General features: G+C 37.4%; 17 protein-coding genes. All 17 read left to right on the top strand.

What is annotated here, in order from left to right:
* Nucleotides 1-123 precede the first annotated feature (123 nt).
* The 17 genes from EKM89_RS08740 (at nt 124) to EKM89_RS08660 (ending at nt 16,733) form a co-directional block, all read left to right on the top strand.
* Nucleotides 124-1,551: a flippase gene (locus EKM89_RS08740; RefSeq protein WP_125687701.1), complete on the top strand. Its 1,428-nt coding sequence runs from the start codon at nt 124-126 to the stop codon at nt 1,549-1,551.
* 37 nt (nt 1,552-1,588) lie between these two features.
* Nucleotides 1,589-2,704, top strand: coding sequence for a MucBP domain-containing protein (locus EKM89_RS08735; RefSeq protein WP_125687699.1), 1,116 nt, complete (start codon nt 1,589-1,591; stop codon nt 2,702-2,704).
* Between the two features lie 11 nt (nt 2,705-2,715).
* On the top strand, nt 2,716-3,288 hold the full coding sequence (locus EKM89_RS08730; protein ID WP_125687697.1) for a hypothetical protein: 573 nt from the start codon (nt 2,716-2,718) through the stop codon (nt 3,286-3,288).
* Complete coding sequence (locus EKM89_RS08725) at nt 3,281-4,444, top strand: hypothetical protein (protein WP_125687695.1); 1,164 nt, start codon at nt 3,281-3,283, stop codon at nt 4,442-4,444. Before EKM89_RS08730 ends, EKM89_RS08725 begins: the two co-directional genes overlap by 8 nt.
* A complete protein-coding gene (cps2T, locus tag EKM89_RS08720; RefSeq protein ID WP_125687693.1) occupies nt 4,441-5,601 on the top strand; it encodes a beta 1-4 rhamnosyltransferase Cps2T in 1,161 nt (386 codons plus the stop codon). Before EKM89_RS08725 ends, cps2T begins: the two co-directional genes overlap by 4 nt.
* Nucleotides 5,601-6,752, top strand: coding sequence for a glycosyltransferase family 4 protein (locus tag EKM89_RS08715; RefSeq protein WP_125687691.1), 1,152 nt, complete (start codon nt 5,601-5,603; stop codon nt 6,750-6,752). Before cps2T ends, EKM89_RS08715 begins: the two co-directional genes overlap by 1 nt.
* 15 nt (nt 6,753-6,767) lie before the next feature.
* Entirely contained in the window at nt 6,768-7,706 is a 939-nt protein-coding gene (locus EKM89_RS08710; protein ID WP_164510555.1) for a glycosyltransferase family 2 protein, read from the top strand.
* Between the two features lie 14 nt (nt 7,707-7,720).
* Nucleotides 7,721-8,596, top strand: a complete 876-nt coding sequence (gene rfbA, locus EKM89_RS08705; RefSeq protein WP_125687687.1) for a glucose-1-phosphate thymidylyltransferase RfbA — start codon at nt 7,721-7,723, stop codon at nt 8,594-8,596.
* 4 nt (nt 8,597-8,600) lie between these two features.
* A complete protein-coding gene (locus EKM89_RS08700) occupies nt 8,601-9,470 on the top strand; it encodes a glycosyltransferase family 2 protein (protein ID WP_164510554.1) in 870 nt (289 codons plus the stop codon).
* A gap of 12 nt (nt 9,471-9,482) precedes the next feature.
* A complete protein-coding gene (locus EKM89_RS08695) occupies nt 9,483-10,592 on the top strand; it encodes a glycoside hydrolase family protein (protein WP_125687683.1) in 1,110 nt (369 codons plus the stop codon).
* A gap of 23 nt (nt 10,593-10,615) precedes the next feature.
* A complete protein-coding gene (locus tag EKM89_RS08690) occupies nt 10,616-11,695 on the top strand; it encodes an acyltransferase family protein (protein WP_164510553.1) in 1,080 nt (359 codons plus the stop codon).
* Nucleotides 11,676-12,419, top strand: coding sequence for an SGNH/GDSL hydrolase family protein (locus EKM89_RS08685; protein WP_125687679.1), 744 nt, complete (start codon nt 11,676-11,678; stop codon nt 12,417-12,419). The genes EKM89_RS08690 and EKM89_RS08685 overlap by 20 nt, the downstream gene beginning before the upstream one ends.
* 79 nt (nt 12,420-12,498) lie before the next feature.
* Nucleotides 12,499-13,080 carry a dTDP-4-dehydrorhamnose 3,5-epimerase gene (rfbC, locus tag EKM89_RS08680; protein WP_125687677.1) on the top strand — a complete coding sequence of 194 codons (582 nt, stop codon included), beginning with the start codon at nt 12,499-12,501 and terminating at the stop codon, nt 13,078-13,080.
* 12 nt (nt 13,081-13,092) lie between these two features.
* On the top strand, nt 13,093-14,121 hold the full coding sequence (gene rfbB / locus EKM89_RS08675; protein ID WP_125687675.1) for a dTDP-glucose 4,6-dehydratase: 1,029 nt from the start codon (nt 13,093-13,095) through the stop codon (nt 14,119-14,121).
* 149 nt (nt 14,122-14,270) lie between these two features.
* Nucleotides 14,271-15,113 (top strand): dTDP-4-dehydrorhamnose reductase, encoded by an 843-nt coding sequence (gene rfbD, locus EKM89_RS08670; protein WP_125687673.1) that lies wholly within the window; start codon nt 14,271-14,273, stop codon nt 15,111-15,113.
* 49 nt (nt 15,114-15,162) lie between these two features.
* Nucleotides 15,163-16,134: an LCP family protein gene (locus EKM89_RS08665; RefSeq protein ID WP_125687671.1), complete on the top strand. Its 972-nt coding sequence runs from the start codon at nt 15,163-15,165 to the stop codon at nt 16,132-16,134.
* A 416-nt stretch (nt 16,135-16,550) separates the two neighbouring features.
* Entirely contained in the window at nt 16,551-16,733 is a 183-nt protein-coding gene (locus tag EKM89_RS08660; RefSeq protein WP_125687669.1) for a hypothetical protein, read from the top strand.
* Nucleotides 16,734-16,756 lie beyond the last annotated feature (23 nt).

Below are 16,756 nucleotides of genomic sequence, written 5' to 3'. Positions count from 1 at the left end.
ATCTTAAGCTTTGAATAATGTATAGAAATATAGTGGTCATCTTTAGCGGAAACTATTATGTTAAAGATGGCCTTAGTTTTTTGGTTATATGGTCCATATTTAATCCTGATTGGAGTCTATTGCATGAAAGTTGTTCGGAATTATTTGTATAATGCGGGATATCAATTGCTTACTCTGATAGTTCCCCTTATTACGGTGCCATATATTGCCCGTGTTTTAGGACCCCAGGGTGTCGGAATTAATTCATATACTAATTCAATAATTACTTATTTTTTATTGTTGGGGACTTTAGGGATAACAGTTTATGGTAATCGAGAGATTGCTTATCATCGAGATGATTTTGAGCAACGGACAAAAACCTTCTGGGAAATTGAATTGCTACAAATCATAACTGTGGTAGTGGCGTATGCATTGTTTTTAATCTTCATTTTATTTCAGACAAAGTATAAAGTCTATTTCTTTCTCCAGTCCTTGTGGATCATTTCGGGAGCATTAGATATTTCATGGTTATTTATGGGAATGGAAGATTTTAAAAAGACAGTTTTACGAAATACATTGGTCAAAATAGCGTCTTTAATTGCGATATTTGTTTTTGTCAAAAGCAAGTCTGATATTGGTGTTTACATTATGATTTTAGGCTTGGCACAGGTCTTAGGAAATCTAACACTTTGGCCGTATTTGCATTCGGTTGTGGGTAAACCTAAAATTGATTTGTCAGGTGTCTTCAGTCACTTTAAGCCGACAATGATGCTATTTATTCCACAAATTGCAACACAAGTATACTTGCAACTTAATAGAACAATGCTGGGTCAATTGGACTCGGTTACTGCATCAGGATATTATGATTATGCTGATAAACTGGTAAAAATGGTTTTAGCTGTTATTACGGCCACGGGTACAGTTATGTTGCCTCATATGTCGCATCTTGCTGCACAGGGAAGCTTACGGAGGCTAAACAGGTTACTGTATAAGTCTTTTAGTTTTTCAAGCTTTCTGGCGATGCCGTTGATGTTTGGTTTAGCAGGAATCGCCAGTTCACTAGTTCCATTGTATTATGGTCCAAAGTTTAATGTCGTTGGACAATTGATTATAATTGAGGCCCCAGTAGCGTTGCTCATAGGATGGAGTAACGTAATTGGATTGCAGTACTTGATGCCCTTAAGTAGGGTTAAGGATTATACTGCTTCGGTAACGTATGGTGCATTGGCCAATATCGTAATTAATATTCCATTAATTATGACATTAGGAGTACGTGGGGCAACCATTTCCACAGTTATTTCGGAGCTTGTTGTGACTGCATATCAACTTTTTTCCATTCGAGATATGATTAGTTATCGCTATCTGTTTGCAGATATGTGGAAGTTTCTGGTTGCATCTGTATTAATGTTTATTCCGGTTTTTTGGTTGAATCTTAACATGAGTATTTCAGTTTTTAGTTTGGCCCTACAAGTTGTTCTGGGAATTGCAATTTATTTTGGAATTATATTTATATTAAAACCAGACATTCTCCAAGATGGGATCTATTTTTTTAAAAAACGTAAAAGAGAATAGGCCCGCTTATATTAAAAGATAGGAGATCATGTGGTATATGAGTTCTAAGCGACGAAGAGTTATATATAATAGTTTGATTGTGGCCTCTTTTTTTATGATTGTCGGCCTGATAAATTATTTCAATATGAAAAGTACAATTGTTATTAATTTTATAGATGAGAATGGTACACCAGTTATGGCACCACTGAAGGCTGTTGGTAGAGTCAATTCAACTTATAAATTGAACATTGCTCACCTTCCAGGGTACACGTTGGGACGGTATCATTATGAATTGAAGTACACGTATGGAGAGGTAAAACGTAATGTTGTGTACCACCCTAAGACAATGGAGTCTCTTACAAAACTGTTACAGGCTAAATATGTTGGGGTATCTGCGCAAGACGTCACAACAAACAGCTCGGATGAAATACAGTCGGTTTCATATGATCATAGTCATAATCGATTACGAGTCTTATATGCTGATAAGATGGATAAATGGCATACTTTTACTACTAATTATCCCAATGTAGAAATTCAAGATCCAACACTATTCAAGCTAGGTAATTTTTGGTTTGTAGCATATAGTGGGGGGGTCTTACGTTCTACTGACCTAAGTAATTGGGATGCAATTGAAACGCACACTTCAAAAAGATACCAAGAAATTATGTCTCCTTCCCTGGTACACTTGAATAATAAGACGAGCATGGTATTTACTGCTTCTGTGGGTGATGAAGTAGAAAACTACATTGCGCCTTTTGATTATGTGACAGGACAGCCCAATTTGAAAAAGGCTAAGCAAATCAAAGGAACTAACGGGGAAAGTAGTTCTTTAAGTCTATATAAAGGCAAGAGGGCCTATTACTTGGCCTATAGTGAAAAAGCATCGGGCGTTGTCTATATTAAAAAATCGAAAAAGATTACTGGAAAATATCAATTAGTTAGAAAGATAATACCCAAAAAGGGTAGCTATTATTATGCACCGGGCTTTGCACTAGATGAAGCTGGAAAAGTCAAAGGTTTAACATATAGTTCATATTATTATAATGATTCAAATGATTTGGCTTATAATGGTGCCTTTTTCCAGTCAAAAGTTGCGGTTAAGGCTAAGCCTATCCTTTTAAGGGGAGACTTTGCTTTTCAAAAGTTTGGACTAATGAAGTTAGGTGCTGATTAGGAGGAAGACGCTTGGAGAATTTATATACTTTTTTTAAAAGTGTTAAAAGAGATTGGCCATTATTCCTTTTCCCGATAATTTTTTGTTTAGCATTTGCAAGTATTTTTATTGGTAATAACCAGTCTGTTTTTGTTAGTCGAATTAGTGTTCAAAATAAGGGAACGAGACAGTGGGATTCACTTTCAATACCGGTCTACCAAACAATGCTAAAAAATCCAGTTGTTATTAAGGCAGCACAGTCTGCGTTGAAGAAAGACTACAATATCGATGTAAGTCAAGAACAACTAGTTCAAAGCATTTTTACGAAGCCAGTTGTTCATGGAAATACAATATTGGTTGAATCCAAGTCAAGGGATTCACAGTTAGCGATTGCAATGGGTAAGCAGGTTACGAAAAGTATGTACTTTACTTTGAAATCATATTTACCAACAAAAAAAATTAGAATTAGTGAGAATACGGATTTAAAAAAGCAAGGCGCTAGTGTTGCTTACTCAATTTTAATATCAACTTTATTGGGACTTATTATCGGTAAAATTTTACAAATAACATTGCATAAAAGGGTAGAGGGGGAGTTGGATGACTAGTCATGTAAGAGGCAGAGAACTTAACTGGTCATTAGGTGCCTATTATTTGGGGACGTTTATATATATCATATATACCTTCTTGCAGACGACACTCTTTTCAACACTGGTCCCCAATGCACTGTTTAGTATGGCCAAGTACATATGCTTAGCATTATTTATTATACGAATCTTAACGAATAAATATATTGACAAGCAGTTACTGATTATTTTGAGTGGCTTGTTAATGAGTATTCTAATTTATCAAAGCTCTGGAGATACTTCTATTATCGTTTTGATGACTTTTTTGTTAAGTAGTTTTAATTGTAAATTACGTGATGTAGTTAGAATATATTTCTGGATTGCATTAGTGTTGAGTGTTGTAACCATTGCTAGTTCCCTTGTTGGTGTACTCAGTAATTATCATTATCTCGTTAACGGTAGCACACGCTATGCATTGGGATTCCTGTACACTACGGACTTTGCGGCCCATATTTTTTATCTTTGCTTGACATATGTGTACGTTCGAGGGAAAAATCTGAGGAACGTGGAACTATTAATTCCGATTGTATTAGCAGCTCTTGTGTTTCTGTTTACGAGGGCTAAGTTAGATACATTGTTATTATTTTTGGTCTTACTGGCTGCGATAGATTATCGGAGACTTTCAAACTTACAAATGAAGAAGTTTAATCGTTGGTTGTATCTATTCCCAGTATTTATGGCGTTTTTGTCGGTTGTGCTGTCATGGTTGTTTTCACCAACAAATTCAATCTTTGTAAAGCTTGATAGTATATTTACGCATCGATTAGCAATGGGACATTTAGCCCTGTATGAGTATCCTATTCGGTGGTTTGGACAATATATTTCACAGCAAGGAAGTGGGGGACTTACATTTCCAACGGGGTTAACACCAGATGGAATTAATTTATCATACTTCTTTATTGATTCTTCATACATTAAGATGTTACTAGGGTTTGGTGTGGTTTTTCTAGTGTTCTATCTGTCAGGAATGATTAATGCTATTCGATTTAACGTAGAACATCAAGAATATTTGTTGCCATTAGTTTTAGGAATTATTTGTATCTCTAGCATTATTGATCATCACTTGCTGGATATAGCCTATAATCCATTTGTTATCTGTGTTTTAGCTAATAATATTGAGGACGGCGTTAGAGAATGAAAAATGTTTATATTATCGGTTCAAAGGGTATTCCAGCTAAATATGGTGGGTTCGAAACATTTGTTGAAAATTTAACACTATTAAAGAAATCGCAAGACCTACATTATTATGTCGCTTGTTTGAATAGCAAAAAAAATAATACATTTACGTATAATGGCGCAACATGTTTTAATATTCCCGTCCCTAATGTGGGACCGGGAAAGGCAATCCTATATGATTTAAAGTCTTTAAAATGGATCATTAACCACGTCCAAAAAAATAATGTCAAATCAGCTGTAGTATACATATTGGCATGTAGAATTGGACCGTTTCTGGCACCGTATTTAAAGAAGTTGCGCCAATTAGGAGTTACTTATTATCTTAATCCAGATGGTCATGAATGGTTACGTGCTAAGTGGAGCAAACCAGTACGTCATTATTGGAAGATATCCGAGAAAAAGATGGTTCGACAGGCGGACCTGGTAATTTGTGATAGCCTAAATATTGAGAAATATATTCATAGAAATTATGAAAATGACCGTTTAAAGACTTGTTTTGTGCCCTATGGTGCAACTGTAGAAAACCAAAAAAGTATCATTACAGAGAAGGAACAAGGTTGGTTTGACAAGCATCACGTAGAGCTTAATAATTATTATTTGATTGTTGGTAGATTTGTACCAGAAAATAATTATGAAACGATGATTACAGAGTTTATGCAGAGTAAAACACAACGGAAGCTGGTCATTGTCACCAATGTAGTGCATAACAAGTTCTACAATTATTTGGAACAAAAAACACATTTTAGTCAGGATAAACGCATACAATTTGTGGGTACAGTTTATGATCAAAAGTTGCTAAAAGTAATTCGAGAAAATGCGTTAGCGTATTTTCACGGTCACGAAGTTGGTGGAACAAATCCGTCTCTACTTGAAGCACTAGCTTCAACGTCATTAAACTTATTATTAAATGTTGGTTTTAATCATGAGGTAGGTGAAGATGCAGCTAAGTATTGGACTAAGGACAAGGGAGTATTGTCTAATTTAATTAATGAAGTTGATACGTGGGATGAAATAAAACGTAAACACTATGGTGATCTTGCAAAAAATAGAATTAGGCAAGCTTATAATTGGGACGACATTGTTAGTAAGTATGAAGACATTTTTCTAGGGGAGAGATAATGCAGACAATTTTATTTCTTCATGCCGGAGCAGAACTCTATGGCGCTGATCGGATTCTAATAAACTTGGTAACTGAGTTGAATCCTCAAAAATTCCATTCAATCGTGGTCTTACCAACTGAGGGGCCATTGGTCGATGAGTTGAGGAAACAACACATTGAGGTTCATATCGTTGAATACCCTATTTTGAGACGGAAGTACTTTAATTTACGTGGAATGCTACGCTATTTGCAACAATATCGGCATAGTTGTCGACAAATATTTGATTTAATTAAAGATCAAGATGTGACAATTATTCATGCAAATACTTTAGCTGTTTTAGAGGGAATCTACCTCAAAAAGTTATTTCGAGCTAAACTGGTTTGGCATGTTCATGAAATCATTACTAGTCCACGCATTGCGTTCCTAGTGACTTCGTTTATGGTTGGACGATTTGCAAATCAGATTGTAGCAGTTTCAAAGGAAGTTAAGAATCATTTAGTGAGTTCTAGGTTAGTTAATCCGCGAAAAATTAAAGTTATTTATAATGGTGTGGATACGGAAAAATTCAAACCAATGCCAGTCTCGGCGGGTTTGAAATCAGAATTTCAAGTGAGCGATGATGATATTGTGGTGGGGATGATAGGCCGAATCAACGCTTGGAAGGGACAATCAACATTACTGCAGGCGATGATTCCCTTGTTAAAGAAAAATTCGAAGTTAAAGCTCATTTTTATTGGTGGTGTTTTTGCTGGTGAGGAAAAGAGAAAGAAAGAGTTGGTGATGGCAATTGAGCAGAGTCGAGTAGCCAGCCAAATCGTATTAAAAGATTTTAGAAACGATTTACCTAGTGTATATCAACTATTTGATGTTTTTGTTTTACCAAGTACGAATCCTGATCCGCTACCTACGGTCGTTTTGGAGGCTATGGCGTCGGGAAAACCCGTTGTGGGGTTCCGGCATGGTGGCGTAATTGAAATGGTTCAGGCAGACGTCAATGGCTTTCTTGTTAATCCAATTGAGATTGATGATTTAACGCGCTGTATTCAAAAGTTAGTTGTAAATGAAAACTTGCGTTCTAAAATGGGGACGGCTTCACGAAAGCGGGCTGTACAACAATATTCTCCGCAAAGGTTTATAAGTGCATTTGAAGATATTTACAGTCAGCAGTAGATGGAGTTGAGTGAGTTGAAAAGTATAGAAAATGTTGCTATCTTAATGTCGACTTTTAATGGAGCAGATTTTATTGAGCAACAAATCGAATCTATTTGTGAGCAAAGTTATGAAGGATGGACACTTTATATACGCGATGACGGTTCGACTGATGAAACATTAAATATTATTCGTAAGTTTATGAAAAATGATCATCGAATTGTATTGTACGAGGAGGAAAAGCCAGTTAATTTAGGACCAGCTGAGTCTTTTATGACGATGCTGTCAAGAATCGATGCAAATTACTATTTATTCTCGGATCAAGATGATTTTTGGCTAAGTGATAAGGTTGAAAAGACGTTGCTAGTTATGAAACGGTTAAATCAACATGAACCTAATTTAGTGCATACGAATTTATCATTGACGGATAGGGAGTTAGAGGTATCTGCTCCCAGTTTTAGTAAAACAGCCTTTGATGATGTTCAGTCAATACTTTTAGCGAATGACATTACTGGTTGTACAGTAATGATAAATCGTAAGTTGAGAGATTTAGTTAAGTACCAAATAAGTATCCCATGTATGCATGATATGTGGTTAGGTTTGATAGCAGCTCAGTTTGGTAATGTTGATTATATAAAAGCGTCAACTATGCTATATAGGCAACATGGGAACAATGTTGTGGGGTCAACCACTAACAAAATGGCAAAAATTAAAGGATTTAATTCTATTTCAGAAAAGAATCGATTAATGACAACAGTTTTGACGGCAAGAGAGCTTTTAAAGAAATATGGTAATTATTTTAGTATTGAGGAAAGAAAAACACTGATAACTTTATCGCAACTGGGAAAGGTATCTTTGTTCAAGTCGCTATGGCGAATCAAAAAAAATCGAATTTATAAGCATTCTTTCTTGGCGACGACGTCCTTTATCTTAAAAATAATGCTTAATTACTCAAGCTTGAAAAGTAGTATCTGAGGGGGAGACTAGTTATGAAGGGAATTATTTTAGCCGGAGGGTCCGGTACAAGACTTTATCCAATCACGTTGGGTGTGTCTAAGCAATTAGTGCCTGTGTATGATAAACCAATGATTTATTATCCACTTTCTGTTTTAATGTTGGCCGGAATTCGTGATATTTTAATTATTACTAGGCCCCAAGATCAAGACCAATTTAGAAAATTGTTAGGTGATGGTAGTCAAATTGGAATTAACCTGCAGTATGCTGTTCAGGAAAAACCCAATGGCTTGGCTGAAGCTTTCATTATCGGTCGGAAGTTTATCGGAAATGATTCCGTTTGTCTGGTGTTAGGAGATAATATCTTTTATGGTAGTGGATTGAGTACGTTATTACAAAAGGCAGCAAAATTGGATAGTGGTGCTTCTGTCTTAGGCTATCAAGTGACTGATCCAGAACGGTTTGGGGTTGTGAGCTTTAATAAAAAGCATGAAGTAGTTTCTATTGAAGAAAAGCCAAAAAGTCCTAAGAGTAATTATGCAGTAACGGGATTGTACTTTTATGATCACAATGTTGTTGATATCGCTGAGAATATACAGCCTTCAGGTCGTGGAGAACTTGAAATTACTGATGTGAACAAGTGGTATTTAAGTCATCATGAGTTGAACGTAACTTTACTGGGTAGGGGTTATGCATGGTTAGATACTGGGACACACGATTCCCTACTGTCCGCTGCTAGCTTTATTTCTACAATTCAGCGTAGGCAGAATTTGAAGATTGCATCCATTGAAGAAGTTGCTTATCGGATGCATTATATTGATGCACAACAACTAGAAGCGTTAGCCCAACGGTTCAATAAGAATGATTATGGGCAGTATTTGATTAGAATTTTAAAGGATGAAGGGATTTAGTATTGTGGAAAGTTCAGTTTGTGCGGTTGTAGTTACCTACAACCGGGTTAAACTACTACAAAAATGTTTACATGCTATTCTGAGTCAGTCGGTAAGTGTGGAGCATGTTCTTGTGGTTGACAATCATAGTACAGATGACACGCAAGATATTGTTGAGCATATGGATGATGATCGGCTCATTTATCATCGACTAGATAATAATTATGGTGGTGCAGGTGGATTCAAACGGGGAATTTCTTCAGCTATAAGTGAAACTTCAGCAGAGTATTTTTGGGTGATGGATGATGATACTATTCCAACAGAAAAAGCGTTGGAGGAATTACTCAAGGCCCGTAAGCAAGTACCTAATTTTGGCTTTCTAACAGCGAATGTGCGCTGGAAAGACAATTCCCCGATGAATGTGCCTCCCATCGCTAACGATTGGTCAGAATCGACAATGAAGGGAATCATCAAGGTCCGTGAAGCAAGCTTTGTATCGTTATTTTTCAGTCGAACGCGTGTAAACAGAGTTGGATTGCCTTTTGAGGACTTTTTTATTTGGCATGATGATACAGAATTTACATTACGTCTAGCCAAGGTTGGAAATGGGTATTATGTTCCTGGTGCAATAGTGATACATGAATCAGCTAGTAATCAAGCTCCTTTAATATATCGAGATAATGCTAGTCGAATTTCACGGTATTACTATCTCTATCGAAATGAAATGTACATTTGTCGTAAGCATAAAAGTCGAATAACAACATTAAGAACTTTTATGCGTGATTTGTATGTTAGCCTGAAAGTAATTATTGTTGCGCCTAATCATCGCTTCAGAAGAAGCTTGACGGTCTTAAAGGGGACGTTTAGTGGCCTGCATTTTGTACCAAAGGGGTAGGTGAACATTAACTTGAAGTTAAAGCGAAAAGCAATTCTGATAGTGAGTTCATTAATATTGATTGGTGTTTGTGCTTGGTTAGTATGGCCGAAGTCTACAATTGAAGTTACGATGTTGGACCAGCTGGGTACTCAGATTCAGCCGAAAAAAGTGATTGAGGGAAGAGTTGGAAGCCGGTTAAGTCAAAAACAGCTTTCTATAACGGGGTATAAGATTGGTTTCAAGCCAAAAAAGAGGTTTGAGACTAAGAAAAGAAAAGTCGTCGTTCGGTATAAACCAACAGCAAATAGCAAACAATTGAAACGAGAGATAGCTAATTATCACTATATAGGGGCATCGTTTCAAGTACTCAATAAGGGCTTGGGTCGATATAAGCAAAATTACAAGAAGTTGACTAGTGAGACGGATCGGCTACGTATTTTACTATCTAATGATGGTATCAAGTGGACTCGGTTGGCTATAAACTACCCTAATATTGCTGTCCGTGATCCGAATATAACTAAGGTTGGGAATCGATGGTGGATTATTTATACAGAAGGGCTCATGTGGACGTCAAATTTTCAAAAATGGCATTATGTCATTAATCCAGGTTTTAATCTAGGTAGTCAATTTCAGAGAATTTGGGCTCCTGAAATTTATCGACTGAAGAGTGGTGCCTACCGTGTCGTGAGTTCAAACTCTATAGATGGGTCAACATTCCAGTTATATAGCTATTCATTTAATTCTCAAACTGGAGAATTGAGTGATTTGCAAAAGATTAAAGTAAACGGTGATTTTTCAAATCTAATTGATCCACATGTGGTTTATCAACATGGTGTGTATAAATTGTGGGCTAAGGATGAACAGCGGCATCGGATTGTGAGAGCAACATCAATCGATGGAAATGTTTTTAAAAGGACTAAATCGGTTACGCTGCCTATTCAATCTGGACAGACACCAGAAGGCCCAACTGAATTATATCGTAGAAAGGGAAATCTTCTATATTTCGATTTGTACAATAAACATGAAACATTTTATGGGGTTCAAGCTGTTATCTTTAAAAATAATCGTGTAGTGTCTAAACGTTATCCGCTGAAAGCTGACTTTATGATTCGTCATTTTAGCGTGTTTGAAATACGTTAGAATACGTAAAAAAGGGTGAGATAGTGAAAAAAAGAATAATGTGGATTGATATCGCACGTGCTATTGCTATGCTATGTGTCATTATTGGGCACTCACTGTATCAATATACTGATTCAACATTTGGACGAATGATTTATAATTTTCATATGCCAATCTTTTTTATTTTTAGTGGGTACCTTTATCATATGAAAACTTTTGATAAGGAAGCACGGGGGGCATGGTCGAATATTCTACTACCATACTATACAACTGCAGGACTAATGGGATTAGTTTTTCTATATAGAGAGTTTTTTCCGAAGTTTTTATCTATCGGCTTTCCTCCGTCAGTGAAGGCACTACTGAATATGACTTTGTATGGCGTAGGCGTTCCTCCTCGGATGCCCTTTTCAACGACCGTTCTCGCTATAGGTCCAATATGGTTCTTGATGGCATTAGCAATTACGGAATTAATTTTTAATTTTGTAATTGTGAAGACACAAGATTCTCCGTCAAAAAATATAAGTCGATTGCTCATATTTTGTACACTAGCGGTGTTAGGTAGGCTTATTAGTATTTATTGGCTTTTACCATTGTCTATCAACTCTGCACTCTTTGCGTCAGTGTTTATGTATATTGGATATTTGGCGAAGGAGGGAAAACTACTCGAATGGAAAAGTGGAAAGTTATTTGTGGTGGCATTAATTATTTGGTTTGTAGTCTCTACGCAACAGACTTTTGGCTTGGTGTCACTTAAAACGCCAGATAGTCTTTTAGCCATTGTAAGTGCTGTGGCAGGAACGTTTGTGATTGTCAAGGTGTCACAGTTATTAGAGCACTTGAAGATAACATCAAGGTTTTTAGCCCTTTTGGGAAGAAATTCCATAATTATTTTGTGTTTTTACAGTATTGATCTTATATATTCAAATGTTCCGGTTCTTATTATGGCGGCTGGGTTTACTACTAATGTATATTTAAAGATTATAATGGTCATTCTGTATAGAATGATGATTCCTATTCTGGCAGTAGTAGTGATACCCCACATTCCCGTTGTGCGCTCTCTCTTTCTTAATAGAGCATACCCATTTAGAAAGAGGAAAGGTGTGAATGAAAATGTTAAGGCATAGGAACGTTGTTATCTCATTTCTTGCTGTACTTGTCATTTTGTTGTCTTCTACGGGATGTACTCAAAAAAGAACAACTTCAGATTCAACGACAACTTCACCAGAAGAGACCCTTGCTTTTTTTGGCGATTCAATAACTGCCGGGCTGCTACCTGGCGGACAACATGCACAGAAAAGCTATCCTTGGTGGGTTGGAAAGAGCTTAAATGTCAGAATAAAAAACTATGGACGTGACGGTGGTAAAAACACGGGCGACTCTGATAGGGACTTACTTTCAGCATTAAAAACGCATAATTTAAAAGGGGTGCACACAGTTGTCCTGGCTTATGGCATTAATGACTATAGTGACAATGCAGAATTAAATACGGTTACAGCAAAGTTATTGGCGGCAATTCAGTATATTCAAAGAACATATCCGAAAGTAAAAATACTGGGGGTTTTACCACAGAATGCATTTATCGTTCCGGTACCTGCAGCGAATACTGCTGGGGATGCTATGCAGACTAAGAATAAGGCTAATTATACTGAAAGTGAACTGTGTGATAATTTGGCGGCTGTATATAAAAAAAGTAACGTTCCGACCTTGGATTGGCGACCTGACTCAGTTATAAATGCAAATAATGTGGACCAACTAACTTGGGATGGTGTTCTGCATCCTAATAAGAAGGGGTATCATATCATTGGCTTGCGAGTTGCGGCTTTTATTTTACAGAATGGAGGAGCTTAAGGTTCGGTTATTAAGTTCTGAAATTATGTTAGTGTCATATGGAGCTGTGCTATGATGAAAAGGTATTGGAGGAGATTGTATGGGAAAATTAAAGGTAACTGAAACAAAATTACAAGATGTTAAGATCATCGAACCAGCAATTTTTGGCGATAAGCGTGGTTTCTTCACGGAAACTTATTCAGATCGTGATTTTAAAGAAGCTGGGATTAATTTTAATTTTATTCAAGACAATCAATCTTTGTCAGCTGATGCAGGTGTACTACGTGGATTGCATTTTCAACGAGGAAAGGCTGCACAAACTAAGCTGATTCGGGTTGTTTCAGGAGCTGTTTTAGATTTAATTGTTGATGTACGTGCAGGATCACCTACATATAAGCAATGGGAAGGGTATATTATTTCTGCAAGCAATCATCGACAATTATTAGTTCCTAAGGGCTTTGCACATGGATTTGTAACGTTGACGGATAATGTTAACTTCTTGTATAAGTGCGATAATTATTATGACGCAGCAGCCGATGGCGGATTTTCATTTAAGACGCCGGAGCTAGGAATTCAATGGCCAATTGATTTTGATCAGGCCATCACTTCAGAGAAGGATGCCAATCAACCAACATTTGCTGAATTTGAGAAGAATAATCCATTTGTTTATGGTGAAATTTAAGGGAGATTTAGGATGAAAAACTTAGTTGTAACGGGTGGTGCCGGATTTATTGGGTCCAACTTTGTTCATTACATTGTGGAAAATCATCCAGAAGTCCATGTAACCGTGCTGGATAAATTAACTTATGCTGGTAATCGTGAAAACTTAGCTGGTCTTCCAGCTGACCGTGTCGAATTAGTAGTTGGAGATATTTGTGATGTACCATTAGTTGATAAATTAGTTCAGAAAGCAGATGCTGTTGTTCATTATGCTGCCGAGAGCCATAATGACAATTCACTGATTGATCCATCACCCTTTATTCAAACTAACATTGTTGGCACTTACACATTGATTCAGGCTTGTCGTAAATATGATGTGCGGTTTCACCATGTTTCGACGGACGAGGTGTATGGGGATTTACCGCTTCGCGAAAACTTACCCGGTCATGGCGAAGGAGTGGGCGAGAAATTCACACCAGACAGTCCTTATCGTCCAAGTAGTCCTTATTCATCTTCAAAAGCTAGCTCAGACCTGTTGGTGCGGGCTTGGGTTCGCTCCTTTGGTCTGAAGGCAACGATTTCCAACTGTTCTAATAACTATGGACCTTATCAACATATCGAGAAATTTATTCCGCGCCAGATTACTAATATTTTAAGTGGTATTCGGCCAAAACTTTATGGTAGTGGTAAAAATGTTCGTGACTGGATTCATACAAATGACCATTCACAGGCAGTCTGGACAATCTTAACACAAGGAAAGATTGGTGAAACCTACTTAATCGGCGCAGATGGTGAGAAGAATAATAAAGAAGTGTTAGAAGAAATTCTCCGGCTAATGGGTCAACCAACAGATGCATATGATCATGTTAAGGATCGTCCAGGGCATGATCTGCGCTATGCAATTGATTCAACTAAGTTGCGAACAGAGCTTGGTTGGAAGCCGGAATTCACTAACTTTGAGAAAGGCTTACAGCATACAATTGACTGGTATCGTAGCCATGAAAAGTGGTGGCAGTCTGAAAAGGCTGAGGTTGAAGCTAAGTATGCTAGAAACGGCCAGTAGGCTGCGAAATGCTAATTGTAAGCAGATTGTGCCTGAGCCGATTGATATCGTGCTAGAAGTAAGTTAGTGGGCTCAATTATTTATGCGCAAATGGGAAGCCGATAAGAAAAGCACAATAATTCAAGGCTGACAATAGTGGAGTGATTAAAATGAAAATTTTGATAACAGGGGCTAGTGGCCAGCTTGGTACGGAGCTATGCCACTTGTTAGATGCTAATGGGATTGTTTATAAGGCAACAGATACATCTCAGTTGGATATCACTGATAAGGAACAGGTAGTTAGTTTCTTTAATCAAGAGAAGCCAGAAGTGGTTTATGACTGTGCTGCCTTTACAGCTGTAGATGCTGCAGAAGAGGAGCCGGGTAGAACTGTAAACCAAACGGTTAACGTTCAAGGAACTAAGAACCTAGCACATGCGACTGAAAGTATTGGTGCGACTTTAGTTTATATCAGTACAGACTATGTATTTGATGGAACCAATTTGGCGGAGTACTTGGAGGATGACACCCCAAAGCCTAAGAATGAGTATGGACGTGCAAAACTTACTGGTGAACGGGCTGTTCAAGAAACAGTGTCTAAGCATTATATTATAAGAACGTCATGGGTGTTTGGTGAATATGGTAAGAATTTTGTGTATACCATGCAAGATCTGGCTAAGACACATCATGAGTTGTCTGTAGTGAATGATCAAGTAGGTCGACCTACTTGGACTAAGACGCTTGCTGAATTTATGATGTATTGTGTCAATGAAAGAGTCGCTTATGGATTGTATCAATTATCAAATGAAGGTAGTTGTTCTTGGTATGAATTTGCGTGTGAAATTTTGAAGAATCAGGATGTTAAAGTTAACGCGGTCGATTCAACGCAGTTTCCACAAAAAGCATATCGTCCTAAGCACTCTGTAATGAATTTGGATAAAGCTAAAGCGACGGGATTTAAAATTATTTCGTGGCAGGACGCATTGCATGCGTTTCAACGACAAATCAAGTGAGATATGATTAGTTCACATTATTGGGGAGTATGAAAGGTTGAGTGGTAGTATGCAACATGGGAAAAAGACACATAAGGTTCGAAACACAATTTTGATTGTAATCCTGTTATTACTTATTGGAACGGGTGCTTATGGGATGACCCGTTATCAAAGCATTAAGAGCTCAGTGAACAACAGTTTTAAATCAGCAGGTATGACTAAAGAACGAGATGTTAGCAGTCAGCTAAGCGCGAAGAAACCAATTTCAATTTTACTGTTAGGAACTGATACTGGTGCTTTGGGTCGTAGTTACAAGGGACGGACAGACAGTATGATGATTATTACTGTTAATCCATCGGATAACAAGACTACAATGACGAGTATCCCAAGGGACACGGCTGTCAGTATTCCTGGATTTACTGATGCAGCGCCCTCTAAGATTAATGCTGCTTACGCTTGGGGGCAAGCAAAAACTACAATTATAACAGTTCAGGACATGTTAAATGTACCAATTGATTTCTATGCACTGATTAATATGGGAGGCATGGAAAAAGTAATTGATAAGATTGGGGGGGTAGATGTTACGCCTACTCTTAGTTTTACTTATGAAGGATACACGTTTAAAAAAGGTGTCAAAACTCATATGGATGGTAGCAAGGCTCTAGCATATTCTCGAATGCGGTATGACGATCCACAGGGAGACTATGGTCGTCAGACACGACAACGTGCGGTCTTGACAGCGCTAGTTAAGCAAAGCGGTTCAGTTTCAACATTGCTGAACCAAGACTTTATTAGTTCCTTATCTAAGCAGGTACAGACGGATTTGTCCTTTGATGATTTGACATCATTAGTTAAAAATTATCGTTCAGCTACTGGTTCAATTCAACAGACTCATCTGCAAGGTACTGGAAAGATGATTAATGGTCAAAGTCTTGAGGTTATGAATAAGACTGAACTACAACGGGTTACTAATTTCGTACGTGATGGGCTTGCACTTTCCCATAAGGATACAGGGAAGATTGCGTTGCCATCGGCGTTTTAGTGAAGGCTAATCAAAATCCAAACTACAATATTTTGTGGATGGTATTGGTAAAACGTTGAGTGTGATCTTAGTAGCAATCGGAGTTAGTCCTATGATAGTAAACACCTAATAACTGACCGTCTATGATTGGCGGTAAATCCACGATATGATTACCTCATCAAATAAAAGGCTCTTTGTCAACCGGTGTTGATGGAGGGAATTTCAGAGGTTCAATTCATTTACGAATTGGGCCTCTTTTATATGAAATAAAGAATATTTGGGCGCACTAAAACATAACGCTCGAATCTGCGAAAAAATTCTAGTATACTTGTGATACTAGCTAGTATTTAGTAAGCACCTAATAACTGACCGTCTATGATTGATAATAAATCCACGATATGATTATCTCATCAAATAGAATTGGTGAGGTTTTTATTATGGAGAAACAAGATATCGTTCAAATCAAAATGCCGCATGAGGCTGCTGGAACAACGACAGTTGTTCCCAGCCGGGCAATCCAACTAAAAATTGGCAAGAATAAGTCAGTCATCATCTACAATAAAGCCAATGGCTATATTGTGGATGCCGTCCTTAAGGCGGTGTTCAACGATGCTCATTGATTCAACTAAAGTTAGACAGATAT

The organism is Levilactobacillus fujinensis (assembly GCF_003946335.1).
In the GTDB taxonomy this organism is placed as follows: domain Bacteria; phylum Bacillota; class Bacilli; order Lactobacillales; family Lactobacillaceae; genus Levilactobacillus; species Levilactobacillus fujinensis.
Note: the sequence above shows the minus strand (reverse complement) of the source record. Positions and strands in the feature narration are given on the sequence as shown.

Bases quoted from the DNA above. Each gene is read 5' to 3' on its own strand.
- rfbD (WP_125687673.1), top strand. From the start codon at position 14,271: ATGAAAATTTTGATAACAGGGGCTAGTGGCCAGCTTGGTACGGAGCTA.
- rfbA (WP_125687687.1), top strand. From the start codon at position 7,721: ATGAAGGGAATTATTTTAGCCGGAGGGTCCGGTACAAGACTTTATCCA.
- rfbC (WP_125687677.1), top strand. From the start codon at position 12,499: ATGGGAAAATTAAAGGTAACTGAAACAAAATTACAAGATGTTAAGATC.
- EKM89_RS08685 (WP_125687679.1), top strand. From the start codon at position 11,676: ATGAAAATGTTAAGGCATAGGAACGTTGTTATCTCATTTCTTGCTGTA.
- EKM89_RS08715 (WP_125687691.1), top strand. From the start codon at position 5,601: ATGCAGACAATTTTATTTCTTCATGCCGGAGCAGAACTCTATGGCGCT.
- cps2T (WP_125687693.1), top strand. From the start codon at position 4,441: ATGAAAAATGTTTATATTATCGGTTCAAAGGGTATTCCAGCTAAATAT.
- EKM89_RS08725 (WP_125687695.1), top strand. From the start codon at position 3,281: ATGACTAGTCATGTAAGAGGCAGAGAACTTAACTGGTCATTAGGTGCC.
- rfbB (WP_125687675.1), top strand. From the start codon at position 13,093: ATGAAAAACTTAGTTGTAACGGGTGGTGCCGGATTTATTGGGTCCAAC.
- EKM89_RS08665 (WP_125687671.1), top strand. From the start codon at position 15,163: ATGCAACATGGGAAAAAGACACATAAGGTTCGAAACACAATTTTGATT.
- EKM89_RS08660 (WP_125687669.1), top strand. From the start codon at position 16,551: ATGGAGAAACAAGATATCGTTCAAATCAAAATGCCGCATGAGGCTGCT.
- EKM89_RS08740 (WP_125687701.1), top strand. From the start codon at position 124: ATGAAAGTTGTTCGGAATTATTTGTATAATGCGGGATATCAATTGCTT.
- EKM89_RS08735 (WP_125687699.1), top strand. From the start codon at position 1,589: ATGAGTTCTAAGCGACGAAGAGTTATATATAATAGTTTGATTGTGGCC.